The sequence below is a fragment of the Streptomyces sp. NPDC091682 genome, from assembly GCF_044756625.1.
GTDB lineage: Bacteria > Actinomycetota > Actinomycetes > Streptomycetales > Streptomycetaceae > Streptomyces.
Window position 1 is genome coordinate 46,035 of record NZ_JBIVTH010000006.1, and the last position, 24,302, is coordinate 70,336.

A 24,302-nucleotide genomic window follows, 5' to 3' on the forward strand; every position below is an offset into this window, starting at 1 on the left:
GTCCCGCGCCGGCGACGTGGTCGCCCGGCTCCTGCCCCCGGGTCGCCCCGGTCAGCCCACCTGCGTGACGAACGCCTGCCAGGCGCCGGCCCCGAACCCGATCACAGGCCCGGCGGGCCGCTTGCTGTCGCGGACGGGGACGATTCCGGGGACGTTGTCGGCGACCTCGACGCAGTCGCCTTGGCCTCCGCTGTAGCTGCTCGTGCGCCATATCGCGGTCTTGTGGCCGGTCGTCGAGCGGACCTCGTTGCTCATGCTCTGTGCTCCTTGGCAACACGCTGGATCAGCGCGAGTGACTCCGTAGGCGGCAATGCTGCCATGCGCGCGTCATCGAAGAGCCCTCGGTAGCAGGCGACTTCCTGCTCTCGCTCCATCCAGATGTTGCCAGTGGGGGCCTCGGTGAGTACGAGGTCGAGCGACGCCAGTTGCGGGAAGCTGAGCAGCACGTACGGGCCGAACATGCCCGAGTGGGCGCCGCGTGTGAACGGCAGCACCTGAACGGTGATGTTGGGTCGCTCGGCCATGGTCAGTAGGTGTTTCAACTGTGCGTGCATGATGTCCGGCCCGCCGACTTGTTGGCGCAGCACTCCTTCAGCGAGTACTGCCCAGAACTCCATGGGTTCCGCACTCGTCAACCGTTCCTGCCTGGCAAGTCGTACCTGGACGAACCGGTCGATCTCCTCAGCCGTATGCCAGGCGCGTGATGCCACTGTTACGGCCCGCCCGTACTCCGGAGTCTGGAGGAGTCCGGGCACCATCTGCACTTGGTAAGTGCGGATGCTGTCGCAGATCGACTCCATCTCGATCTGGTCGCGGTACGCGTCACTGAGAACGGAGGCGTACTCATGCCACCACCCTTCACGCCGTCGTCTGTTCGCCCTCAAGGCAAGGGAAGTCAGGCGCTCCCGCGACTCCGTGTCCATCACCCCGTATGCCTCCATGAGCGCGATGAGATCAGGTGTGCGGACCGGGACATGGCCGTTTTCGATGCGGCTGATCTTTCCCTTTGTGCAGTCCAGCACCTCGGCAGCAGCCGCAGTGGTGAGGCCTGCGGCTTCTCGGGACCGGCGTAGTTCATCGCCGAGTTGGCGACCCAGGACCGTGGAGGGCATCACGTTTGGCATAGGTAACTCCCTATCAGAGCCGGAGGCTTGCGGACTCGCGAATGCCCGTATGGGTGAATTAAGAGCCAGCAATCCATTCAACGTTGCGCCGTTACCTGTTCTGCGGACACTCTCCTGGTGTCGGTAACTGAGCCCCCGCTTGTCCGGGGGTTCCGACCCTCTGGAGCTGCCATGGCCGCACTGATCGACGTCTCATTCCGGCTCTCACGCCGACCCCGCAGCGCGGCAAGGGCCCGCGCGGCACTGCGCGCCCTACTCGGGGACTGGGGCGCGGGGGACGACCTCCTCCACACCGCCGAACTCGTCCTCTCCGAGCTCGTGACCAACGCCCTCCGCGCACCCGCACCCAGCGACCGCCAAGTCGGCGTACGGATCGCACACTCCTCGACGGACGGGCTGCTGCGCCTGGAGGTGAGCGACGCCGGATCCGGCCGGCCGGAACTCAGGGAGCCCGGTGCGGACGACGAACGCGGCCGAGGGCTACGGCTCGTGGACGCGCTTAGCCACCGTTGGGGCGTCAGCACCCGTGCGGGCGGCCTCGGCAAGACGGTCTGGTCGGAGCTGAAGGCCCCGGACCTCGTCCCCACCCCGTCAACGAGGGAGGTCGCGGCGGTCACGGTCAGCCCCGGCCAACAGGTCCGCGTCTGGGGCGCATGGCGCGCGGTCCGTACCGTGCGGACGGCCCGCCACGCCACCGGCGGCCTGACGGTCGTCCTCGCCCTGGACGAAGGTCCGCCCCTCCACCTGCCCGCAGCGGAACCGCTGGCCGTACGAGGGCTGCCGTAAGGTGAATCGCGCCGTACGAGTGCCGAGTGCGATGTACACCCAGGCCCCGCACCCACTCCCCGCAGGCAAGGAGGCGACACCGTGTCGGACCCGGCCCACCACCCCATCCCCGTTCGCCGCGGACACCTGCGCGACGCCGCCGAGCAGATCGAGCAGGCCACCGGCATGCGCGTGGAGATCATCGGGGGCACGCTCATGATGTCCCCGAGCCCGAGCGGCAAGCACGCCGGGACCGTCATCGACCTGCGCGACGCCATCCGTCCGAGCCTCGCGGCCGCGTACGAGGCGTACGAGAACGTGTCCGTCCCGATGCCCGACGATCCGGACGACTACGCGACCCCGGACCTGACCATCGGTCCCCGCGCCTTCAAGGAGGACGACGGCTGGCTCCTGGAGGCGGACGCGATCGCCCTTGCGGTAGAGGTCATCTCGCCCAGCGAGCGGCTGAGGGGGATCAACGAGAAGACCGCGTGGTACGCGGCGGCACGTGTCGCCCGCCTGTTGCAGATCGACCCGCGCACGGGCACGTGGTCCCTGTTCACCCGTCCGGGAGAATCCGAGTACAAGGGCGTCGTCCACGGAAAGTACGGCGAACCGGTCCCGCTGCCCGACGACCTCGGCGGTGACCTGCCCACTTCGGGCCTTCCCCTGTACGGGACGCCGCCCGGCTCTTGAGACGCCGAGGGCGCCACGGACAGTAGTCCACAGCGCTCTCACCCATCCCAGAAGTCAGCCGAGAACCTTGGCGATCGCGAGAGCGATCCGCTCGATCCAGTCGATCGCGTCCGTCACGTCGGCGTCGGAGATGGGGCGGCGCCGCTTGAGGTCGCCGTCCAGCAGGTCCGCGTCATGGGCGATCTTGTTGCGACGGTCGGTGATCGAGATGTACTGCTTCTTGAGGGTCTGGTCGGTCATCCCCGTGCGGCCGTGGTTCCACTCGTTGAGCTGAACTGCGGCCTTGCCCCAGATGTTCTCCTCCGTGACCAGCTTCAGCGCCTCGCTGATCTTGCGCGGGTTCTGAAGGGAGGCGTTGGCCCACTTCGCCTTGACGTGCTCGGACACGGCGTCGGCGAGTGTGGTGGTGCCCCGCCGGACCTCCTCGACCTTCTCCAGCGGCAGCTCGAACTTCGTCAGCTGGTACGGCATGCCAGGACTGTCCGCGGCGGCGAGGTCGGCCACCCGGCGGTACAGCTCCTCGTGGAACCAGTGGTCGATGGCGCTGACCGCCTGCACCCACGCGGCACGGTAGAAGTCGCCGATGTCGAAGACAGGGGACTGGAAGGCGGCCAGGCTCTGGCCGGCGAGGACCATCTTCCGGGCGTACTCGATGTTGGTCTTGAACGCCTGGAACTCGCGCGTCTGTGGCTGCGGAACTGCCATGGGATGCCCCCGTCTCGCTGATTGATCGAGATCAAGACTTCCGGCGAGACGGGGACGGGTCAACTCAGTTGCGGGTCATGCGCCTTCGCCTGGCTGGATCTCGTCAGTATCGGCCGAGATCTCGCCACCGAGAGCCTCCGCGATCGCGGCGAACTCGCTGAGTGCGGCCTGCAAGTCCTCGACGATCTCCTGCGCGATCACCTCGGGCGGCAGCAGGCTGTCGGCGTCGTCGAGGGCCGGGTCCTTCATCCAGGTGATGTCGAGGTTTACCTTGTCGCGGGCGATGAGTTCGTCGTAGTCGAAGCACTTGAAGCGCTCGGTCTCGACGCGCTCACTTCGGTCCTTGCCCGGCAGGTAGGCCTCGACGAACTCCTCCAGAGCCGCGCGGGTCAGCGGATGCTGTTTGAGGGTGAAGTGCTTGGCGGTGCGGAAGTCGTACACCCATAGCTTGGAGGTGTTGTGCGCGCCTCCGCTGCGGGGCGGCTTCTTCTCGAAGAACAGGACGTTGGCCTTGACGCCGCCCGCGTAGAAGATGCCGGTGGGCAGACGAAGGATCGTGTGGAGGTCGAAGTCTTCGAGCAGGCGACGCCGGATCTTCTCGCCGGCACCGCCTTCGAAGAGCACGTTGTCGGGGAGGACGACTGCCGCGCGGCCGTTCATCTCCATCAGCGACATGATGTGCTGGAGGAAGTTCAGCTGCTTGTTGGTGGTGGTGGCGCGGAAGTCATCGCGGTCGTAGGAGATGTCCTGCTTGTCGGCCTTGCCGTCGGTGCCGACGATGGTGATCGCGGACTTCTTGCCGAAGGGCGGGTTGGCGAGGACGAGGGAAGCATGCTGCTTGGGCTGTTCGGCGAGCGCGTCCCCCTCGGTGATGAGGGATTTACCGTCGGCGTCGCCGATGCCGTGGAGCAGCATGTTCATGGCGGCGAGGCGGGCGGTGCCGGTGACCAGCTCGTTGCCCCAGATCTTGCCGTCCCCGAGCGCGAGCCGCTCCTCGCGGGAGAGGTTCTGCATGTGGTGCTTGCGGATGTAGGCGTGCGCGGCGATGAGGAAGCCGGGCCGTTGTCCCGCAGGACGTTGCAGTAGTTCCAGAGCTTCGCGACCAGGGTGTTGGTTTGTGCGTGCGCCAGGGCGGGGGATGCGGGGGTCACAGCGGAAGCTCCTGCTGAACGGCGGTGGCGGGGGAGGGGGTTGAGGCGGGGGCCGGGGGCGGCGCGGCTTCGGCCGCCTTACGGGGCCGACGGGTGCCCCGTTTGGCCTTGCCGCCCTGCGCTTCGCGCTCGGCCCGGATCCGGTCGAGCAGCACGGAGGCGGGCTCGTCGACGGGGTCCTGCGAGACGAGCTGGCCGGTGAAGGCGCGCTGTAGCAGTGCACGCCGCAGGTGGTCCGCGCGTCTCTGGGCGATGTTGGTTGCGGCGGATAGTCGCATGGCCTTTGTAACGGATGCGTCCACAGCTTCAAGGGTTTCTCGCTGAACCTCGAGGGGAGGTACTGGCACTGGAAGCTGGGAGAGAGTTTCCGCGCTCAGGTTATATTGACCAGCCGAGGATGCCGCGTATCGCTCGATTGCCTGCCGCCATAGCGGGCTCTGCGTGACCAGTTGAACCCAGCGTGGTTCCACGATACCGGGCGTGAGTCGGAACCTAATCAGGTAGGATGCAAAGGCGTAGGGAAGTGATTCCTCTACGACGCCCACCCTGCCGATCAGGTTTCGGCTGCCGTTCGTACGAACAAAAAGCAGGTCCCCGGGATCGATGGCGAACTTGGTCAAATCAAGAGCAGGATCGAGCGCGTACTTCATGTCCGAGAGATCCAGTGATCCCTGCTGCACATTTGGGATACGCAGGACCGGATAGCCAGATGCCTCGTAGTCGCACTTGGTCGATGTGCCGTATCCGGATGAGTGCGACAGGTTTCCCAGGCTAACGATCGTCCAGTTCTTTGGAAGGGTGTAGTCGGGGATCGGTACGGGCTGGACAGGCTTCCAACGGCGGATGGCCATGCTGCTGCTCGCCTTGCGAACAGCGCCTTCGTCTACGGCCTCGGCGGCGTGTACCGAGCGACTGAAACCGCCAGATACCGCGCGTCCGTACAGAACCGATGAGAGCCGCTTGGCCTTTGCCCGAGTCTTATTCAGTTCAGCGATGCCGACGTCGAGGCGGGACAGGTGGTCTTCGAGGGTCTCGACGATACGGTGCTGCTCCGCCGTCGACGGGAACGCAACGGGTGTTTCAAGTAGCTTCTTCGTCGCCACGCTGGCTTGGTTCACATGATTGTTAAGAACCCTCTGGAAGTATCCACTCATCCAAAGCCAGTGAAGCTGAATGGCCAAGAACTTAGGTGAGATGCCATGTGGGGGGCGCAAGCGGGTCATGTGGTTCGAGTATGCAAGTGGCTGAAGACCCGCAACTACAGCAGTTTTTCCGACGAGGGCGGGGCTGTTTGTATTGTTGAATAGGACATCGCCCTCCTTTACTCGACGCTCTGACTCATCGTCGACATGGCGCGCGTCCGCTAGGTCCAGTGTCCCTTGGCGGGTCACATTCATTGGCCGCAGGTGCAGAACGCCTAGGCCATCACGATTGTGCTTTCCGCTGGCAAAGCCTGGCTGGGCCTCGACTCCGAGCTCCCCGAGCGTAGCCTTAGCCCACCCTGCCGGAAGTTTCACGTCACTCAAGCCAATTCTCGATTCAACTCACTCAACAGAGACCGCACATCCCGCCCCGGGAACGCGTGCTGGAAACCGCGGCCCCCGCCCTTACCCTTGAAGGGCTCCGCGTTGAACTCCTTGGTGCTGATGCCGACGTCACTCGCCACCACGTCCCGTATGGACCGCAGCCACCACAGCTGCTCCTGCGAGAAGTCCGCCCCGGCCTGGCTCTGCTTCAGCAGCCACGCCTCGAAGCGCTCCTCCACCGTCTCACGGTACGGCCGCAGCTCCTCGTCCACGCCCAGCTCGTACCGGATCAGGGAGATCAGATCCGGCACGTCCGCCTCGCGGCCGGGAGAGTGGGCTGCCACACCCAGGTCCTCGTAGTACGTCCAGAGAGCCTTCGGCGTCCACCCGAAGTGCGGACGGCGGATCTCCAGCGCCAGCTCCTGGAGCGCCGCGTACGTCTCCGCCGGGGAGACCGATCGCGGGCTCGTCAGGGCGATGCTGACCGCCGCGATGCGGTCGCGCTCCTCCTTCAGGAGCCGGCTCCATCGGTCGACCTGCTCCTTCGCCCGCTCCTCGCGCGGGATCTCGTTCAGATCCGTCACCGCGACGGGCGTGAACTCGTCGAAGACGTAGTCCTTGTCCCGCCGGATCTCGATGATGTGCCGACGCAGCTCCGGCCGCTCCGTCAGCGGGGCGATCGCGTTCTCGATCAGCCGCCTGGCCGCCGCCTGGCCGCCCTCGTCCAGCGCGCGTTCCTGCCGGTCCGGGTCCACCGCCTTGACGATCGCTCCCGCGATCTCGGACAGCGTCTGTCCGCCCGCCGCCCGCGTCAGCTGCTCGCGTTCCTCCGTCGTCAGCTGCTGGTTGAGGCGAGCCAGACGTCCCGCCAGGATCTCGGCCTCGTTCGCGCTGATCGACTTCGTACCGGCCTTGTCGAGCAGCTTGGCCAGCGACACCTGGCGCTCACCCGCCGGAACCAGCGGCCGGGCGTCCACCAGCGGCGAGTCCGTCACGCCCACCGCGTCCACGAGCACGAAGCGGTCCTTGCGCACCGACGCGTCCGCGTCCGGCGTGACCTCCTGGAGCTCCGTCGCGTCGATGGTCCGGGCGCCGCGCCCCTTCATCTGCTCGAAGAGCACCGCGCTGCGCACCTCGCGCAGGAAGATGACGCACTCCAGGGCCTTTACGTCCGTGCCCGTAGCGATCATGTCGACGGTCACGGCGACCCGCATCCGGGGCGAGTTCCGCAGCGCGCGGATCAGCTCGTCCGGGTCCTCGCCGGCCTGGCGGCTCTTGTACGTGATCTTCTTCGCGAAATCGTCTCCACGCCCGAAGATCTCCTTGACCTGGGCCAGGACGTCCTCGGCATGGTCCTCGCCGACCGCGAAGATCAGGGTCTTGGGGAGTTCGCTACGCCCGGGGAACCAGCGCTGCCAGTTGTCCCGGTACGCCGTCAGGACCGCACGGATCTCGTCCACCGTGACCACCGACCGGCCGATCTGCCCGGTCGTGTACGTGAAGTCGTCGTCCAGCTCCTGGTAGCGCTGCCGCCGGGTCTTGCGGTCCTTGATCCGGACCGTCGTACCCGACTCGATCTTCGCGCCGCCGTTCTCCCGCAGGTCGGTCCGCATCCGTACGACGTCGAAGTCGACGTTCACCCCGTCCGCCACCGCCTGCGGGTAGGTGTACTCGGAGACCAGGTTGCGGCCGAAGAAGCCGAGGGTCTGGAGCGTGGGCGTGGCGGTCAGGCCGACCAGATGCGCGTCGAAGTACTCCAGGACCCCCCGCCACAGCCCGTAGATCGACCGGTGGCACTCGTCCACGATGATCAGGTCGAAGGACTCGATCGGCACATCGGGGTTGTAGGAGACGTCGATCGGCAGGTCGGTGGCGTACGTGTCCTCGTACGCCTCGCTGTCCGCGGCCTCGTCCGCTTGCTCGTCCTCGGCGAGGGTTTCCCCGCGCAGCAGCGAGTACATCTTCTGGATCGTGCAGATGGTGACCGACGAGGTGTCCTGGAGTCCGGCGGCGGCCAGGCGGTCGACGTTGTAGATGTCGGAGAGCTTGCGGCCGTCGTCGGGCGTCGTGAACTTCCGGAACTCGTCGTAGGCCTGCCGCCCCAGGTTGTTGCGGTCCACGAGGAACAGGATCCGCCGGGCCTTGGCGTGCTTGAGCAGCCGGTACGTCTGCGCCACGGCCGTGAAGGTCTTGCCGGCGCCGGTCGCCATCTGGATCAGCGCCCGCGCGCGGTCCTCGCCCAGGGACTTCTCCAGACCGGTGATCGCGTCGATCTGGGCGAGGCGCAGGCCGTTGGCCTCCAGTACGGGCAGTTGGCGCAGAGCCGCGCGGAACGTGAGGGCCTCCCGGTTCTCCTCCGCGCGCCGCATCCACGCGGCCACCGTCTCGGGCCGGTGGAACGAGAAGACCTCGCGGGAGCGGGCGTCGGGGTCGAGGCGGTTGATGAAGTACGTCTCGGTGCCGGTGGTCGCGTACCGGAACGCGAAGGGCTCCGCCTCGCGCCAGACCGCGAGGCGGTGCTCCTTCAGGACTCCGGACGCGTAACGGTCGTTCTGCTCGACGGCGCTGGACAGGTGGTCGCCCTCGCGCTTGGCCTCGACCACGCCGACGATGTGCCCGTCGACGTACAGGACGTAGTCCGCGCGGCCGGTCGCGAGGGTGAACTCGCGGACCGCCACACCCTGACCCGCCTCCGGGTTGACCTGGTCGCGGTCCTGCACGACCCAGCCGGACGCGCGCAGCATCCCGTCGATGGCGTCGCGGGCCTGTACCTCGTTGAGCGGGGCCGGCCGCTGCGCACGGTGGATGATCGCCTCGCGGCGCTTGGCGTCCACCTGCCGGGGCTGCTGACGGGCTGCCTCGTACTTCGCCTGCTGGGTGGTGCGCAGTTCGTCGATCTGCGAGGTCAGCTGCTCGACGCGGGCCAGCAGCTTGCTCTTGTTCGCGTCGGCGCTGGCGATGAGGTGCTCGGCCTCGGCCCGTGCCTTGCGCTCGGCTTCGAGGGCGTCGCTTGACTCGGCGAGCCTGGTCCGGGCCTGGGTGAGCGCCTGTCGGTGGCCGTCGAGGGCCTCCCGCAGCTCGGCCAGCTCGGCCGGGTCGGTGACCTGCGCGGTGTCACCGGGGTCCGTGGGCGGTACGAACTCCGCGACCGTCCGCCGGCCCTCGATGGCGTCGTGGAACCAGAGGCCGAGCTTGTAGCAGACGCGTACGGCGGCCAGGGCCCGTGCCGTGTCGAACAGGTGGCTGTGCGCGGCCTTGTTCCGGTCGCGGCGCAGCCGGTCGAAATCGTCACGGATCTCGGGGACGAGTACCCCGGCACGCGTCAGCGCGGTCAGCCGGTCGACCTGCCGGTCGCCCTCGATCCGCATACCGATGCGGGTGATCAGCTCCTCGGCGAGGACCTCACCGAACTGGCCGGCCTGGACCAGGGACGAGTTCGGGTGAGTGAAAACCGTGGCTTCCGCCGAAGCGCCGTAAAGAGAGAGCAGCGGCTGATGCTGGTAGAGGACCCCGAAGTTCGGTGAGCCCTTCGCGAAGTCGCGGAGTCTGTCGTCCACGGTGTCGGTCCCCCCGAATGCTGGTCTGCGGGTGTCCATGGTGCGAAACACAAGAAGACCCTCCGAACAGTAATGACACTGTTTGGAGGGTCTCTTTGGCACTTCCTGCGAAGTGCCCCCGGCAGGATTCGAACCTGCGCACACGGCTCCGGAGGCCGTTGCTCTATCCCCTGAGCTACGGGGGCGCGTCGTTGGTGTTGCGGCGACGGGTTGAACACTACCAGCTTCCGTGGGGTGATCAGGAACTGCTTTACGGGGGAGGAGGGAGTGGTTCGCCCGCAGGGGGTGGAAGTGGCGAAAACCCGGACGCGGGGGCCCCCGCGGACCTACTCTCGAGTTGTGCCAGGCGTCTCGGGTCGGGTGCTTGTTGTCGACGACAACAAGGTCATCCGGCAGCTGATCAAGGTCAATCTCGAGCTGGAGGGCTTCGAGGTCGTGACCGCGAACGATGGTGCCGAGTGTCTGGACGTCGTGCATCAGGTGTGTCCCGATGCGATCACCCTTGATGTGGTCATGCCGCGGCTGGACGGGTTCGGGGCTGCCGCGCAGCTGCGGGCCGATCCGCGGACCAGGGACGTCCCCGTCGCCATCGTCAGCGCCTGCACGCAGCAAGAGGTGGAGGCCGGGATCGCGGCCGGGGTGGACGCCTTCCTCGCGAAGCCGTTCGAGCCCACCGAGCTGGTACGGGTCGTGCGCCGGCTGATCGAGAGCAAGGACCGGCACGACGGGTGGGAAGGGGCGCCCGCCGGGAGGGGGAGGGGCGGTCCCCTCCAGTAGGGCGGCCCGTTTGCCGGGCCCGCTCGTCCAGGGCGCTGTTCACATGGCGAAACCCTTCGACCCATGACGGTGCGTCTCCCCTAGGCTGGGTCCCGTGACCCCCGCAGACCTCTCCCGTTGCGTCGTGAGCGCCGTGCGCCGCGCCGTCGAGGACGGTGAGCTGGGCGGGGCGGTGCCCGCGCGGGTCGTGGTCGAGCGGACCCGGCCCGGTGGGGTGGGGGAGTACGCCACCCCCGTCGCCTTCCAGATCGCGAAGGGCGCCGGAGCGCGGCCGGCCGAGGTGGCCGAGGTACTGGCCCGCCGGCTGGGCGGTGTGGCCGGGATCGAGCGGGTCGAGGTCACCGGGGCCGGGTTCCTGAACTTTTCGCTGAGTTCCGTTTCCGCCGCCCAGCTGGTGCGTGACGTGCGCCCGGTGGCGGTGATCGAGGTCCCGGATCCGCCGTCCGGCGAGCTGCGCGAGCGCCTCGTACGGGCCGCCGTCGCGCGGATCGAGGCCCTGCAGGGAGCCCTGCCCGGTCCGGCCGTGAGCGTCGCGCCCGTCGCCCGCCGGGACGGGGACGTGCTCGCGCGGTACGGGGCCGACGCCGTCGCCTGGGCCGCGCTCACCACCCCCGCGCGCGAGACCCCTGAGTTCCGCGACGAGCTGCTCGTACAGGGGGAGGGCAACGAGCTCTTCCGGGTGCGGTACGCCCGTGCCCGCGCCCACGCGCTCGTACGCAATGCCGAGCAGCTGGGGTTCCGCCCCGAGCCCGGCGAGGTCGACGCGCCCGCCCTGTTGCGCGTCCTCGCCGACCACCCCCTCGTCCTCGAAGCCGCCGCGCACCACCGTGCGCCCGAGCGGCTCGCCCGGCACCTCGTCGAGCTGGCCGACGCGCTGCTCGACTTCCAGCACCGCGTCCTGCCCAAGGGCGACGAGAAACCCTCGGCCGCCCACCGTGCCCGGCTGGCTCTTGCCGAAGCCGCCGGGACGGTGCTGGCCGGCGGCCTGGCCCTGCTCGGCATAGACGCACCGACACGCTTGTGACCCGCGAAGAGAGATACCGATGAGCCGTTCCGCGCACCCCGCCGGGCCCCGCCACGCCGACGTCCTGCCCGAGGGGCACTACTCCCCGCCGCCCGCCGACCTGAACGCGCTCGACGAGAAGGTCTGGGCCCGGACCGTCGAGCGTGGGGCCGACGGGGTCGTCGCCGTGGGCGGCATCGAAGTCACCGAGCTCGCCGAGGAGTTCGGCACCCCCGCCTACTTCCTCGACGAGGAGGACTTCCGGGCCCGCTGCCGGGCCTGGGCGCACGCCTTCGGTCCCGACGCCGACGTGTTCTACGCCGGCAAGGCGTTCCTCTCCAAGGCCGTCGTGAAGTGGCTGAAGGAAGAGGGACTGAACGTCGACGTGTGCTCCGGCGGGGAGCTGACCACCGCGCTCGCCGCCGGGATGCCCGCCGCGCGGATCGCCTTCCACGGGAACAATAAGTCCGAGGGCGAGATCCGGCGGGCCGTCGAGGCCGGGGTCGGACGCATCGTGCTCGACTCCTTCCAGGAGATCGCCCGCGTCGCGCACGTCGCCCGTGAGCTGGGCGTCCGCCAGCCCGTCCAGATCCGCGTGACGGTCGGCGTCGAGGCGCACACCCACGAGTTCATCGCCACCGCGCACGAGGACCAGAAGTTCGGCATCGCGGTCGCCGACGGGTCCGCCGCCGAGGCCGTGCGCCGGGCGCTCGGGCACGACTCGCTGGAGCTGCTCGGCGTCCACTCCCACATCGGTTCGCAGATCTTCGACATGGCCGGCTTCGAGGTCTCCGCCAAGCGCGTCGTGCGGCTGCTGGCCGCCGTACGGGACGAGCACGGGGTGGAGCTGCCCGAGATCGACCTCGGCGGTGGCCTCGGCATCGCGTACACCTCGAACGACGACCCGCGCGAGCCCCACGAGATCGCCAAGGCCCTCACCGAGATCGTGGCCCGCGAGTGCGAGAGCGCCGGACTGCGCGCCCCGCGGATCTCGGTCGAGCCCGGCCGCGCCATCGTCGGCCCGACCGCGTTCACGCTGTACGAGGTGGGGACGATCAAGCCGCTGGAAGGCCTGCGGACCTACGTGAGCGTCGACGGCGGGATGTCCGACAACATCCGTACCGCCCTCTACGACGCCGAGTACTCCATCTCCTTGGTCTCGCGCACCTCCACCGCCGAGCCCATGCTCGTACGCGTCGTCGGCAAGCACTGCGAGAGCGGCGACATCGTCGTGAAGGACGCGTTCCTGCCCGCCGACCTCGCACCCGGCGACCTGCTGGCCGTTCCGGCCACCGGCGCGTACTGCCGCTCCATGGCCAGCAACTACAACCACGCGCTGCGCCCGCCCGTCGTCGCGGTGCGCGACGGACAGGCCCGAGTGATCGTCCGCCGCGAGACGGAGGAAGATCTCCTGCGTCTCGACCTCGGATGATGAAATAGGTGTCTCACTCAATGGACCGAGGATGGAAACTGCTGTCCATTGAGTGAGACTTGTTCCACCCGACGGGCAAACCGCCCGCACGGGGACTGATGGAAGATCGAAAGGCGTAGGTCGAATGATGCGTACGCGTCCGCTGAAGGTGGCGCTGCTGGGCTGTGGAGTGGTCGGCTCAGAGGTGGCTCGCATCATGACGACGCACGCCGACGACCTCACGCAGAGGATCGGCGCGCCCGTGGAGCTCGCCGGCGTGGCCGTACGCCGCCCTTCCAAGGTCCGTGAGGGCATCGACCCGGCGCTGATCACCACTGACGCGACCGCCCTGCTCAAACGCGGTGACATCGACATCGCCATCGAGGTCATCGGCGGCATCGAGCCCGCCCGCACCCTCATCACCACCGCCTTCGAGCACGGCATCTCCGTGGTCTCCGCGAACAAGGCGCTGCTGGCCCAGGACGGCGCCGCACTGCACGCCGCCGCCGAGCAGGCCGGGCTGGACCTCTACTACGAGGCCGCCGTCGCCGGCGCCATCCCGCTGGTCCGCCCGATGCGCGAGTCGCTCGCGGGCGACAAGATCAACCGCGTGATGGGCATCGTCAACGGCACGACGAACTTCATCCTCGACAAGATGGACTCCACCGGCGCCGGGTACCAGGAGGCGCTCGACGAGGCCACGGCCCTCGGGTACGCCGAGGCCGACCCGACCGCCGACGTCGAGGGCTACGACGCCGCCGCGAAGGCCGCGATCCTGGCCGGCATCGCCTTCCACACCCGCGTCCGGCTGGACGACGTGTACCGCGAGGGCATGACGGAGGTCAGCGCCGCCGACTTCGCCTCCGCCAAGCGCATGGGCTGCACCATCAAGCTCCTCGCCATCCTGGAGCGCGCCGCCGACGGCGAATCCGTCACCGCCCGCGTCCACCCGGCGATGATTCCGCTCAGCCACCCGCTCGCCTCCGTCCGCGAGGCGTACAACGCGGTCTTCGTCGAGGCGGAGGCCGCCGGGCAGCTCATGTTCTACGGGCCCGGAGCGGGCGGCGCGCCGACCGCGTCCGCGGTCCTCGGCGACCTCGTCGCCGTCGCCCGCAACAAGCTCGCCGAGGCAACGGGGCCCGGCGAGTCGGCGTACACCCAGCTGCCGGTCAGCCCCATGGGGGACGTCGTCACCCGCTACCACATCAGCCTTGATGTGGCGGACAAGCCGGGCGTCCTCGCCCAGGTGGCGACCACCTTCGCGGAGCACGGCGTGTCGATCGACACGGTGCGGCAGCAAGGTCGTCCGGACGGGGTCGGCAAGGAGGCCTCCCTCGTCGTCGTCACTCACCGCGCACCCGACGCCGCCCTTTCCGGGACCGTCGAGGCGCTGCGGAAGCTGGACACCGTCCGCGGTGTCGCCAGCATCATGCGTGTTGAAGGGGAGTAAGGACCCATGAGCAGCAATCGCACCCACCAGTGGCGCGGCATCATCGAGGAGTACCGGGACCGCCTGCCGGTGACGGACACGACCCCGGTGGTGACGCTCCGCGAGGGCGGTACTCCCCTCGTTCCCGCCCAGGTGCTCTCCGAGCGCACCGGCTGCGAGGTGCACCTGAAGGTCGAGGGGGCGAACCCCACCGGGTCCTTCAAGGACCGCGGCATGACCATGGCGATCACCAGGGCGAAGGAGGAGGGCGCGAAGGCGGTCATCTGCGCCTCCACCGGCAACACCTCGGCCTCCGCCGCCGCGTACGCGGTGCGCGCCGGCATGGTCTCCGCGGTGCTCGTGCCCCGCGGCAAGATCGCGCTGGGCAAGATGGGCCAGGCCCTGGTGCACGGAGCCAAGATCCTGCAGGTGGACGGCAACTTCGACGACTGCCTGAACCTGGCCCGCGCGCTCTCCGACAACTACCCGGTCGCGCTGGTCAATTCGGTCAATCCGGTGCGTATCGAGGGCCAGAAGACGGCCGCGTTCGAGATCGTCGACGCGCTCGGTGACGCGCCCGACATCCACGTGCTGCCGGTCGGCAACGCGGGCAACATCACCGCGTACTGGAAGGGCTTCAAGGAGTACAAGGCCGACGGCCTGTCCACCCGTACGCCCCGCGTGTGGGGTTTCCAGGCCTCCGGTTCCGCGCCCATCGTGCGCGGCGAGGTCGTCAAGGAGCCGCACACCATCGCCACCGCGATCCGGATCGGAAACCCGGCCTCCTGGGACTACGCGCTGGCCGCACGGGACGAGTCGGGCGGCTTCATCGACGAGGTGACGGACCGCCAGATTCTCGCCGCCTACCGGCTGTTGGCCTCGCAGGAGGGCGTCTTCGTCGAGCCCGCCTCGGCCGCATCGGTGGCCGGTCTACTCAAGGCCGCCGAGCTGGGCCTGGTCGACCCGGGCCAGAAGATCGTGTGCACCGTCACCGGCAACGGCCTGAAGGACCCCGACTGGGCGATCGCCGGTGCTCCGCAGCCGGTCACCGTTCCGGTGGACGCCGAAGCCGCCGCCGTCCGCCTCGGCCTGGTCTGACGGCACTGCTGCTCCACTACTGCGGCACTCCCGCAGTAGTGGAGCAGCACCCGCAGGGGCCTTCCCGAGATCCTTCGGAACCCGGCAACTCACCCGTACGGCAACAAAAATACGGCTCAAGTCGGTCGAAGTCGGTTGAAGTCCGCGACACGCATCGTGCGCCTCCTGTGCGCCCTATGTCGCGAGAGAACCTTCCTTCGATACGCTGTACCCACATCCGCCACCGCGCATATGACTGCGGTGCTGCCCAGAGGGCCTTCGGGTGTCGTACGTTCTCCAGTACATTCGCAGCGAGCCAGCGAAGAGCGAAGATCTCGCACAGTCACAAGGAGTGTCATCGGACGATGGCCGGTCCAGCGTTCCGCGCCGCCGCCGTACGGGTGCGCGTCCCCGCCAGCAGTGCCAACCTCGGCCCGGGCTTCGACGCCCTGGGTCTGGCCCTGGGGCTCTACGACGACGTAGTCGTCCGGGTGGCCGACTCCGGCCTGAACATCGACATCGCGGGTGAGGGCGCCGACACCCTCCCGCGGGACGAGAGCCACCTGCTCGTACGCTCCATGCGCACCGCCTTCGACCTGCTGGGCGGTCAGCCGCGCGGCCTGGAGGTCGTCTGCGCCAACCGCATCCCGCACGGCCGCGGACTCGGCTCCTCCTCCGCCGCCATCTGCGCCGGCATCGTCGCCGCGCGCGCCGTGACCATAGGCGGCGAGGCCAAGCTCGACGACGCGGCGCTGTTGGAGCTCGCCACTGAGATCGAAGGCCACCCCGACAACGTCGCCGCCTGCCTGTTGGGCGGCTTCACCCTCGCCTGGATGGACGGCGGCAGCGCCAAGGCGATCCGGATGGAGCCCGCCGAATCCATCGTTCCGGTGGTCTTCGTGCCTTCCAAGCCGGTCCTCACGGAGACGGCGCGCGGCCTGCTGCCGCGCACCGTCCCGCACGTGGACGCGGCCGTCAACGCGGGTCGCGCGGGCCTGCTCGTGGAAGCCCTGACCAGGCGTCCCGAGCTCCTCCTGCCGGCCACCGAAGACCGGCTCCACCAGGAGTACCGGTCCCCGGCGATGCCCGAGAGCGTGGCACTCGTCAACAGGCTGCGGGCGGACGGGATCCCCGCGGTCATCTCCGGTGCGGGCCCCACGGTCCTCGCGCTGGTCGACAACGGCGCGGCCGACAAGGTCGCGCAGCTCGCGGGCGAGGGGTGGGCGGCCAACCGGCTCGCCCTCGACGCCGCGGGCGCGAGCGTACTTCCGCTGGGCACCCAGGGCGGCTAGACCCGCTTCCCCGGAGTGCACAGCCGGTCAGGGGCGGGCGGCCGGGGCAGGCCGCCCGCACGGAAGGGCGCGATTGCCGGTGATTGAGAGGGGGAATAACTATTGGATCCGGTAGTGTTAGTCTCAAGTGCGCATCGGAAGCCGCTATGGCTCGGTGCTCAGTGTCCCCATTCGGGACCACATTTCTTCCGGGAGCCTCCCCGACTGCTTTGATCACCTCCAGCAGTTTCGAGCACGCTCCGGAATCGGCGTGACATTCCCACGCTTTCAGCTCGGGGGCTTCTCGCCGGAACCAGCCATGCACGTTTCTTCCGCCGTACTTCTACCGGCGGACCACCGCCCCGGCACGGTCCACACCAAGGACTGCTGTCGGACAGCACAACCGGTCGCCGAGCCAGACAGGCCGACGTCCGCTCCAGGGAAGGACCCTTCGTGAGCGACACCACCGATCTGATGGGCGCTGCCGACACCTCTGTCGACACCAGTGCCCCCGCCGCGGGCGCCGCACCCAAGCGTCGACGCACCGGCACCGGCCTTGACGGCATGGTCCTGGCCGAGCTGCAGCAGGTCGCTTCGGGCCTCGGGATCAGGGGCACCGCGCGGATGCGCAAGAGCCAGCTGATCGAGGTCATCAAGGAGGCGCAGGCGGGCAGCGGTGCCCCCAAGGCCGCCGCCTCCACCGCCGCAGCCACCGCCGAGGCCAAGCCGAAGCGCCGTGCCACCAGCAAGGCCCGCACGGGTGAGGCCGCCGCCGAGGCGCCCGCCGAGAAGCCCGCAGTGCAGGCGCAGATCGAGATCCCGGGTCAGCCGGCGGGGGGTCCCTCCCGCACGAGCGAAGCCGAGCGCGGGGGAGATGGCGCCCCGGTCGGCGAGCGCCGCCGCCGCCGTGCCACGGCTCCCTCCGGCAGCCCGGAGGCCTCGGCCCCCGTCGCCGTACAGGTCGAGCAGAAGACCGAGACCGCGCCCGCCGCCACCGCCCCGTCCGAGACCAAGGCCGAAGCCGCCACCGCGGTCTCCGCCGGCCAGGCGCAGGGCCAGGACGGCGAGGGCCGTGGTCGTCGCGATCGCCGTGACCGCGGTGACCGTGCCGAGCGCACCGACCGTCAGCGCGACCGCCGTGACCGCGGCGCCAAGGCCGACGACCAGGGCCAGGGCGGCCAGGGTCAGGGCGGCCAGGGCCAGGGCGCACAGGGCGGCCAGGGCGGCGGCCGTCAGGAGCGCGCCGACCGTCAGCAGCAGGGCGGCCGCGGCCAGGGCCAGGGCCAGGGTCAGCAGGGCCGTCAGGACCGCCAGGACAACGGTCCCCAGGACGACTTCGACGGTGAGGACGGCCGGCGCGGCCGGCGCGGCCGCTACCGCGACCGCCGTGGCCGCCGTGGCCGCGACGAGTTCGCGCCGAGCGAGCCGCAGGTCGCCGACGACGACGTGCTGATCCCCGTCGCGGGCATCCTCGACATCCTGGACAACTACGCGTTCATCCGGACCTCGGGCTACCTGCCCGGCCCCAACGACGTGTACGTCTCCCTCGCCCAGGTCCGCAAGGCCGGCCTGCGCAAGGGTGACCACACCACCGGTGCCGTGCGCCAGCCCAAGGACGGCGAGCGCCGCGAGAAGTTCAACGCCCTCGTGCGGCTGGACTCGGTGAACGGCATGGCGCCCGAATCCGGCCGCGGCCGACCGGAGTTCCAGAAGCTCACCCCGCTGTACCCGCAGGACCGGCTCCGTCTGGAGACCGACCCGGGCGTGCTGACCACCCGCATCATCGACCTCGTGTCGCCGATCGGTAAGGGTCAGCGAGGCCTGATCGTGGCCCCGCCGAAGACCGGTAAGACCATGATCATGCAGGCGATCGCCAACGCGATCACCACCAACAACCCCGAGTGCCACCTGATGGTCGTCCTGGTCGACGAGCGTCCGGAAGAGGTCACCGACATGCAGCGGTCGGTCAAGGGCGAGGTCATCTCCTCGACCTTCGACCGCCCGGCCGAGGACCACACCACCGTCGCCGAGCTGGCCATCGAGCGCGCCAAGCGTCTCGTCGAGCTGGGTCACGACGTGGTCGTCCTGCTGGACTCCATCACCCGCCTGGGCCGCGCGTACAACCTCGCGGCGCCCGCCTCCGGCCGCATCCTGTCCGGTGGTGTCGACTCGACCGCGCTCTACCCGCCGAAGCGCTTCTTCGGTGCCGCGCGCAACATCGAGGACGGCGGCTCGCTGACCATCCTGGCCACCGCGCTCGTCGACACCGGCTCGCGCATGGACGAGGTGATCTTCGAGGAGTTCAAGGGCACCGGCAACATGGAGCTCAAGCTCGACCGGAAGCTCGCCGACAAGCGCATCTTCCCGGCCGTCGACGTCGACCCGTCGGGCACCCGCAAGGAGGAGATCCTCCTCAACGCGGAGGAGCTCGCCATCGTCTGGAAGCTGCGCCGGGTGCTGCACGCGCTCGACTCGCAGCAGGCGATCGAGCTGCTGCTCGACAAGATGAAGCAGACGAAGTCGAACGCCGAGTTCCTGATGCAGATCGCGAAGACGACCCCGTCGGGCAAGAACGACGACTGACGTCCGGCTCGCGCATCACCGCGACAGCCCCCGCCGCACCCGCGGCGGGGGCTGTCGCGCGTACGGGCGGATTTTCTGGGTACGGGCGCCCCAGCGGCGCGGCTGCGCCCCCGCCGGGCGGTTCGGGCGGGAATGGAACCCTGCGCGGCGTACGCCCGTCTGTGTCAGAGGAACCGCGGGGTGGACGGCGGGCCGAACGACCAGGGGACCGGACACAGGACTGAGGAGAGCATGACCGAGGAGAGCAAGGAGCACGGCGGACGTGCCGCGGCCCGGCGCGCCCGCCGCAAACCGGCGAAGCGCCGCAGGGCCGTCGCCGTCGCCGCCTGGAGCGCCGCGGGGGTGGTCCTGCTGGGCGGAGCCGGCCTCGGCTACTTCTACTTCAAGCTCAACGGCAACCTGAAGAGCGTCGACCTCGACCAGGCCCTCGGCACCGACCGCCCGCAGAACGTCGACAACGGCTCCATGGACATCCTGGTCCTCGGCTCCGACTCCCGGGGCGGCGCCAACGGCGAGTACGGCCAGGACGACGGCGGCTCCGCCCGCTCCGACACGGCGATGATCATCCACCTGTACGAGGGCCACGAGAAGGCCAGCGTCGTGTCGATACCGCGCGACACCATGATCTCCCGGCCCTCCTGCCCGACGTCCGGCGGCAAGACCGACCCCGGCGGTCAGCGAACCCAGTTCAACGAGGCGTTCACCGTCGGCGGGGCCGCCTGTGCGGTTAAGACCGTCGAGAAGATGTCGGGGATCCGCATGGATCACTACATAGAGGTCGACTTCACCGGCTTCAAGAAGATCATCGACAATCTCGGCGGCGTCGAGGTGACCACCACCAAGCCGATCAAGGACGGTGCCAGCCACCTCGACCTCGCGGCCGGCACCAACAGGCTCGACGGGGAGCAGGCCCTCGGCCTCGTACGCACCCGCAAGAGCGTCGGCGACGGCAGCGACCTGGGCCGAATACAGCTCCAGCAGGCCTTCATCAAGGCGCTCATCAAGCAGGTGAAGGGCATCGGGGTCTTCGACAACCCCAAGAAGCTGCTCGGCATCGCCGACTCCGCGACCAAGGCGATCACCACCGACAAGGCGCTCGGCGATGTGAAGTCCCTCATGGGCTTCGCCCAGGGGCTCCAGGGCATCGACGCGCAGGACATGCAGATGATCACGCTGCCGGTGACCACGGACCCCCGCGACCCGAACCGCGTGGCCCCGCTCACCAAGGAGACGAAGATGGTGTGGGACGCCCTGCTGGCGGACCGGCCGATCCCGGCCGAGGCCACCGTGAACTCCTCCGGGGACAAGAGCGCCGCCGGGTCGATCGTCCAGTAGCACCCCTGGTCGCAGGGCCTGCGCACCGGTGCGGAATAGACGGCGACCCCCTGCCGTTGAGGAAGGCGTCCTCAGAATTTTGACAGGCGGCCCGGTCCTGGCAGACTGGTCTGTCGGCCCCGGTTCACGCAGTACGCAATTCGGCTTCCTGCGACCCGGCGCCCTCCCGAATCTAGGAGACACCTTGAAGCGCGATGTTCACCCCGAGTACGTCGAGACCGCGGTCAGCTGCACCTGCGGCGCGTCGTTCACCACCCGTAGCACCCTGACCGAGGGCACCATCCGTGCCGAGGTCTGCTCCGAGTGCCACCCGTTCTACACGGGCAAGCAGAAGATCCTCGACACCGGTGGCCGCGTGGCCCGCTTCGAGGCGCGCTTCGGCAAGGGTGCGGCCAAGAAGTAGCGCGACCCAGGCGCCGGTCTCCGGCCGCCCCCTGTCCACTCGGGGGCGGCCGGACCGGCGCCTTTGTCGTCGTTCCGGCACGTCCCCTGCAGTCCTTCGCACTTTTCACCCCAGGAGTCCCCCGATGTTCGAAGCGGTCGAGGAATTGGTCGGCGAGCACGCCGATCTTGAGAAGAAGCTCGCCGACCCTTCGGTCCACTCGGATCAGGCCAACGCGCGCAAGCTGAACAAGCGCTACGCGGAACTGACCCCGATCGTCGCGACCTTCCGTGCCTGGAAGCAGTCCGCCGAGGACATCGAGACGGCCAAGGAGCTCGCGGCCGACGACCCCGATTTCGCTGCCGAGGCCAAGGAACTGGCCGCACAGCGCGAAGAGCTCACCGAGAAGCTCCGCCTGCTGCTCGTTCCGCGCGACCCCAGCGACGACAAGGACGTGCTCCTCGAGGTCAAGGCGGGCGCGGGCGGCGACGAGTCGGCCCTGTTCGCCGGCGACCTGCTGCGCATGTACCTGCGCTACGCCGAGCGCGTGGGCTGGAAGACCGAGATCATCGACGCCACCGAGTCCGAGCTCGGCGGCTACAAGGACGTCCAGGTCTCCGTCCGCACCAAGGGCGGCAACGGCGCCACCGAGCCCGGCCAGGGCGTCTGGGCCCGCCTGAAGTACGAGGGCGGCGTGCACCGCGTCCAGCGGGTTCCGGCCACCGAGTCCCAGGGCCGCATCCACACCTCAGCCGCCGGCGTGCTCGTCACCCCGGAGGCCGAGGAGGTCGAGGTCGAGATCAACATGAACGACCTCCGCATCGACGTGTACCGCTCGTCCGGCCCCGGCGGCCAGTCTGTCAACACCACCGACTCGGCCGTGCGCATCACGCACATCCCCACCGGTGTGGTCGCCTCCTGCCAGAACGAGAAGAGCCAGCTCCAGAACAAGGAGCAGGCCATGCGCATCCTGCGCTCGCGGCTCCTGGCCGCGGCCCAGGAAGCCGCCGAGCAGGAGGCCTCGGACGTGCGCCGCAGCCAGGTGCGCTCCGTGGACCGTTCCGAGAAGATCCGTACGTACAACTACCCGGAGAACCGGATCTCGGACCACCGGACCGGTTTCAAGGCGTACAACTTGGACCAGGTGCTCGACGGTGACCTCGACTCGGTCATCCAGGCCTGTGTCGACACGGACTCCGCGGCCAAGCTCGCGGCCGCGCACTGACCCGATCCCCGCACCACCCCCGTACGACAGCAGCCCGGAGGACCAGCGTGAACTTGCTGCTTGCCGAGGTGGCCCAGGCCACCCAGCGGCTGGCCGCCGCCGGCGTGCCCTCACCGCGCTTCGACGCGGAGGAGCTCGCCGCCTTCGTGCACGGCGTCAAACGGGGGGAACTGCACCACGTCAAGGACGCGGACTTCGACGCCCGCTACTGGGAGGCCGTCGCCCGCCGCGAGGCGCGCGAGCCGCTCCAGCACATCACCGGCCGCGCCTTCTTCCGGTACCTGGAGCTCCAGGTCGGGCCCGGGGTCTTCGTGCCCCGGCCCGAGACCGAGTCGGTCGTGGACTGGGCCATACACGCCGTGCGCGCGATGGACGTCGTCGAGCCGCTGATCGTGGACCTGTGCACCGGCTCCGGCGCCATCGCGCTGGCCATGGCCCAGGAGGTGCCGCGCTCGCGCGTGCACGCGGTCGAGCTGTCCGAGGACGCCCTGCGGTGGACCCGCAAGAACGCCGAGGGCTCCCGGGTCACCGTCCACCAGGGTGACGCCCTGAGCGCACTGCCCGAGCTCGACGGCCAGGTCGACCTCGTCATCTCCAACCCGCCGTACATCCCGCTCACCGAGTGGGAGTACGTCGCCCCCGAGGCCCGCGACCACGATCCGGAGATGGCGCTCTTCTCCGGCGAGGACGGCCTCGACACCATCCGCGGCATCGAGCGGACCGCCCACCGGCTGCTGCGGCCCGGCGGCATCGTCGTCATCGAGCACGCCGACACCCAGGGCGGCCAGGTGCCGTGGATCTTCGCCGAGGAGCAGGGCTGGGCCGACGCCGCCGACCACCCGGACCTCAACAACCGCCCGCGCTTCGCGACGGCCCGCAAGGCCCTGCCGTGACCGGCGCGACGATTCCCGCCACCCCCCTGCTGCACGAGGAGGCCCGCTGATGGCCCGGCGATACGACTGCAACGACGCGACGGACCGCAAGACCGGTCTGCGTGAAGCCGCATCCGCCGTGCGCCGCGGAGAGCTCGTCGTGCTGCCCACCGACACCCTGTACGGGATCGGCGCGGACGCCTTCAGCCCGGAGGCCGTCCACGACCTCCTGGCCGCCAAGGGCCGCGGTCGCGGCATGCCCACCCCGGTGCTCATCGGCTCCCCGAACACGCTCCACGGCCTCGTCACGGACTTCTCCGAGCAGGCCTGGGAGCTCGTCGACGCCTTCTGGCCCGGCGCGCTGACCCTGGTCGCTAAGCACCAGCCCTCGCTCGCGTGGGACCTGGGGGACACCCAGGGCACCGTCGCCGTGCGCATGCCCCTGCACCCCGTGGCAATCGAGCTGCTGACCGAGGTCGGCCCGATGGCGGTGTCCTCGGCCAACCTGTCCGGTCACCCGGCGCCCGAGGACTGCGACGCCGCGCGCGAGATGCTCGGGGACTCCGTGTCCGTGTACCTGGACGGCGGCCCGACGCCCGGCATCCAGCCGTCGTCGATCGTCGACGTCACCGGGAAGGTTCCCCTCCTGCTGCGCGAGGGGGCACTTACCGCAGATCAGCTGCGGGAGGTCGTACCCGACCTCGAGGTCGCCCCGTGAGCCCTGAGGGGCGTGGCATAGCAGGGGGGTACCGGCCGGCGGTAGCCGGAGGAACCACTTTCCGCATACTCCACGTCAGCACCGGGAACGTGTGCCGCTCGCCCATCACCGAGCGGCTGACGCGGCATGCCCTCGCGCACCGCCTCGGCGGCCCCGTCACCGGCGACCTCATCGTGGAGAGCGCCGGCACCTGGGGCCACGAGGGCGCCCCCATGGAGGCCAACGCGGCCGCCGTGCTGGCGGACTTCGGGGCCGACGCCTCCGGGTTCACCGGGCGGGAGCTGCTGGACGAGCACGTCATACGCGCCGACCTGGTCCTGACCGCCACCCGCGACCACCGGGCCCAGGTCATCTCGATGGGCCACTCGGCGGGGCTGCGCACCTTCACGCTGAAGGAATTCACCCGGCTGGTGCGGGCGATAGATCCGGCCACGCTGCCGCCGCTGGACGACGGCATGGCGGAGCGGGCGCGGGCGCTCGTACGGGCCGCCGCGGCCCTGCGCGGCTGGCTGCTGGCGCCGTCGCCCGACGCGGACGAGGTGTACGACCCGTACGGGGCTCCGATCACCTTCTTCCGCTCCATCGGCGACGAAATCAACCAGGCGCTCGATCCGGTCGTGACGGCCCTGACGGGCGTGACCGCCGCGCGCTGACCGGGCACCGCGGGGTCCGCGGGCCTACAGTGGCTGGTACCC

At 69.3% G+C, this 24,302-nt stretch carries 21 protein-coding genes and 1 tRNA gene; 15 read left to right on the forward strand and 7 right to left on the reverse strand.

Annotated elements, in window-relative coordinates; all coding sequences use genetic code 11:
* Positions 1-51: 51 nt before the first annotated feature.
* Both ACIQK6_RS15535 and ACIQK6_RS15540 read right to left on the reverse strand, forming a co-directional pair.
* Complete coding sequence (locus ACIQK6_RS15535; protein ID WP_329099021.1) at positions 52-255, reverse strand: DUF397 domain-containing protein; 204 nt, start codon at positions 253-255, stop codon at positions 52-54.
* Positions 252-1,124: a helix-turn-helix transcriptional regulator gene (locus ACIQK6_RS15540; protein WP_329099020.1), complete on the reverse strand. Its 873-nt coding sequence runs from the start codon at positions 1,122-1,124 to the stop codon at positions 252-254. Before ACIQK6_RS15540 ends, ACIQK6_RS15535 begins: the two co-directional genes overlap by 4 nt.
* A 171-nt stretch (positions 1,125-1,295) precedes the next feature.
* On the opposite strand from ACIQK6_RS15540, the gene ACIQK6_RS15545 reads away from it, so the two are divergent.
* Positions 1,296-1,910, forward strand: coding sequence for an ATP-binding protein (locus ACIQK6_RS15545; RefSeq protein WP_402694956.1), 615 nt, complete (start codon positions 1,296-1,298; stop codon positions 1,908-1,910).
* Positions 1,911-1,991: 81 nt separating this feature from the next.
* Entirely contained in the window at positions 1,992-2,585 is a 594-nt protein-coding gene (locus ACIQK6_RS15550; protein WP_402694957.1) for a Uma2 family endonuclease, read from the forward strand.
* A 54-nt stretch (positions 2,586-2,639) separates the two neighbouring features.
* Here the strand turns inward: ACIQK6_RS15550 and ACIQK6_RS15555 are convergent, their stop codons facing one another.
* The 5 genes from ACIQK6_RS15555 to ACIQK6_RS15575 all read right to left on the reverse strand — a co-directional run bounded on the left by ACIQK6_RS15555 (position 2,640) and on the right by ACIQK6_RS15575 (position 9,709).
* Positions 2,640-3,290 (reverse strand): hypothetical protein, encoded by a 651-nt coding sequence (locus ACIQK6_RS15555; RefSeq protein WP_266497695.1) that lies wholly within the window; start codon positions 3,288-3,290, stop codon positions 2,640-2,642.
* A 75-nt stretch (positions 3,291-3,365) separates the two neighbouring features.
* Entirely contained in the window at positions 3,366-4,430 is a 1,065-nt protein-coding gene (locus tag ACIQK6_RS15560) for a class I SAM-dependent DNA methyltransferase (protein WP_402695025.1), read from the reverse strand.
* A 7-nt stretch (positions 4,431-4,437) separates the two neighbouring features.
* Complete coding sequence (locus tag ACIQK6_RS15565) at positions 4,438-5,838, reverse strand: restriction endonuclease subunit S (RefSeq protein WP_402695026.1); 1,401 nt, start codon at positions 5,836-5,838, stop codon at positions 4,438-4,440.
* 125 nt (positions 5,839-5,963) lie between these two features.
* Positions 5,964-9,524, reverse strand: coding sequence for a DEAD/DEAH box helicase family protein (locus ACIQK6_RS15570; protein WP_402694958.1), 3,561 nt, complete (start codon positions 9,522-9,524; stop codon positions 5,964-5,966).
* 113 nt (positions 9,525-9,637) lie between these two features.
* Positions 9,638-9,709: transfer RNA gene (locus ACIQK6_RS15575), tRNA-Arg, on the reverse strand.
* Positions 9,710-9,815: 106 nt separating this feature from the next.
* Between ACIQK6_RS15575 and ACIQK6_RS15580 the strand changes: the two genes are divergently transcribed.
* The 13 genes from ACIQK6_RS15580 to ACIQK6_RS15640 all read left to right on the forward strand — a co-directional run bounded on the left by ACIQK6_RS15580 (position 9,816) and on the right by ACIQK6_RS15640 (position 24,260).
* Positions 9,816-10,301 carry a response regulator gene (locus tag ACIQK6_RS15580; protein ID WP_402694959.1) on the forward strand — a complete coding sequence of 162 codons (486 nt, stop codon included), beginning with the start codon at positions 9,816-9,818 and terminating at the stop codon, positions 10,299-10,301.
* Between the two features lie 94 nt (positions 10,302-10,395).
* On the forward strand, positions 10,396-11,325 hold the full coding sequence (nrtL, locus tag ACIQK6_RS15585; protein WP_329099015.1) for an ArgS-related anticodon-binding protein NrtL: 930 nt from the start codon (positions 10,396-10,398) through the stop codon (positions 11,323-11,325).
* 19 nt (positions 11,326-11,344) lie between these two features.
* The gene (lysA, locus tag ACIQK6_RS15590; RefSeq protein WP_329099014.1) at positions 11,345-12,736 is read left to right on the forward strand and encodes a diaminopimelate decarboxylase; all 1,392 of its coding nucleotides are present in this window, start codon (positions 11,345-11,347) and stop codon (positions 12,734-12,736) included.
* Positions 12,737-12,860: 124 nt separating this feature from the next.
* The gene (locus ACIQK6_RS15595; protein WP_329099013.1) at positions 12,861-14,165 is read left to right on the forward strand and encodes a homoserine dehydrogenase; all 1,305 of its coding nucleotides are present in this window, start codon (positions 12,861-12,863) and stop codon (positions 14,163-14,165) included.
* 6 nt (positions 14,166-14,171) lie between these two features.
* Positions 14,172-15,242: a threonine synthase gene (gene thrC, locus ACIQK6_RS15600; RefSeq protein WP_329099012.1), complete on the forward strand. Its 1,071-nt coding sequence runs from the start codon at positions 14,172-14,174 to the stop codon at positions 15,240-15,242.
* Between the two features lie 344 nt (positions 15,243-15,586).
* Positions 15,587-16,513 (forward strand): homoserine kinase, encoded by a 927-nt coding sequence (thrB, locus tag ACIQK6_RS15605; RefSeq protein ID WP_030008669.1) that lies wholly within the window; start codon positions 15,587-15,589, stop codon positions 16,511-16,513.
* Positions 16,514-16,945: 432 nt separating this feature from the next.
* The gene (gene rho / locus ACIQK6_RS15610) at positions 16,946-19,075 is read left to right on the forward strand and encodes a transcription termination factor Rho (protein ID WP_402694960.1); all 2,130 of its coding nucleotides are present in this window, start codon (positions 16,946-16,948) and stop codon (positions 19,073-19,075) included.
* Between the two features lie 231 nt (positions 19,076-19,306).
* A complete protein-coding gene (locus ACIQK6_RS15615; protein WP_329099010.1) occupies positions 19,307-20,410 on the forward strand; it encodes an LCP family protein in 1,104 nt (367 codons plus the stop codon).
* A 184-nt stretch (positions 20,411-20,594) separates the two neighbouring features.
* On the forward strand, positions 20,595-20,813 hold the full coding sequence (rpmE, locus tag ACIQK6_RS15620) for a 50S ribosomal protein L31 (RefSeq protein ID WP_030008686.1): 219 nt from the start codon (positions 20,595-20,597) through the stop codon (positions 20,811-20,813).
* 124 nt (positions 20,814-20,937) lie between these two features.
* The gene (gene prfA / locus ACIQK6_RS15625; RefSeq protein ID WP_329099009.1) at positions 20,938-22,017 is read left to right on the forward strand and encodes a peptide chain release factor 1; all 1,080 of its coding nucleotides are present in this window, start codon (positions 20,938-20,940) and stop codon (positions 22,015-22,017) included.
* Between the two features lie 47 nt (positions 22,018-22,064).
* Positions 22,065-22,910 carry a peptide chain release factor N(5)-glutamine methyltransferase gene (prmC, locus tag ACIQK6_RS15630; protein WP_266604981.1) on the forward strand — a complete coding sequence of 282 codons (846 nt, stop codon included), beginning with the start codon at positions 22,065-22,067 and terminating at the stop codon, positions 22,908-22,910.
* A gap of 49 nt (positions 22,911-22,959) precedes the next feature.
* Positions 22,960-23,607, forward strand: coding sequence for an L-threonylcarbamoyladenylate synthase (locus ACIQK6_RS15635; protein ID WP_030008689.1), 648 nt, complete (start codon positions 22,960-22,962; stop codon positions 23,605-23,607).
* Positions 23,604-24,260, forward strand: coding sequence for a protein-tyrosine-phosphatase (locus tag ACIQK6_RS15640; protein WP_329099008.1), 657 nt, complete (start codon positions 23,604-23,606; stop codon positions 24,258-24,260). The genes ACIQK6_RS15635 and ACIQK6_RS15640 overlap by 4 nt, the downstream gene beginning before the upstream one ends.
* Positions 24,261-24,302 lie beyond the last annotated feature (42 nt).

Excerpts from the sequence above, each read along its gene's own strand:
- ACIQK6_RS15635 (WP_030008689.1), top strand. The coding sequence starts at position 22,960 with ATGGCCCGGCGATACGACTGCAACGACGCGACGGACCGCAAGACCGGT.
- ACIQK6_RS15615 (WP_329099010.1), top strand. The coding sequence starts at position 19,307 with ATGACCGAGGAGAGCAAGGAGCACGGCGGACGTGCCGCGGCCCGGCGC.
- ACIQK6_RS15545 (WP_402694956.1), top strand. The coding sequence starts at position 1,296 with ATGGCCGCACTGATCGACGTCTCATTCCGGCTCTCACGCCGACCCCGC.
- ACIQK6_RS15565 (WP_402695026.1), bottom strand. The coding sequence starts at position 5,838 with ATGAATGTGACCCGCCAAGGGACACTGGACCTAGCGGACGCGCGCCAT.
- prfA (WP_329099009.1), top strand. The coding sequence starts at position 20,938 with ATGTTCGAAGCGGTCGAGGAATTGGTCGGCGAGCACGCCGATCTTGAG.
- lysA (WP_329099014.1), top strand. The coding sequence starts at position 11,345 with ATGAGCCGTTCCGCGCACCCCGCCGGGCCCCGCCACGCCGACGTCCTG.
- ACIQK6_RS15535 (WP_329099021.1), bottom strand. The coding sequence starts at position 255 with ATGAGCAACGAGGTCCGCTCGACGACCGGCCACAAGACCGCGATATGG.
- ACIQK6_RS15555 (WP_266497695.1), bottom strand. The coding sequence starts at position 3,290 with ATGGCAGTTCCGCAGCCACAGACGCGCGAGTTCCAGGCGTTCAAGACC.
- ACIQK6_RS15540 (WP_329099020.1), bottom strand. The coding sequence starts at position 1,124 with ATGCCAAACGTGATGCCCTCCACGGTCCTGGGTCGCCAACTCGGCGAT.
- thrB (WP_030008669.1), top strand. The coding sequence starts at position 15,587 with ATGGCCGGTCCAGCGTTCCGCGCCGCCGCCGTACGGGTGCGCGTCCCC.
- thrC (WP_329099012.1), top strand. The coding sequence starts at position 14,172 with ATGAGCAGCAATCGCACCCACCAGTGGCGCGGCATCATCGAGGAGTAC.
- ACIQK6_RS15595 (WP_329099013.1), top strand. The coding sequence starts at position 12,861 with ATGATGCGTACGCGTCCGCTGAAGGTGGCGCTGCTGGGCTGTGGAGTG.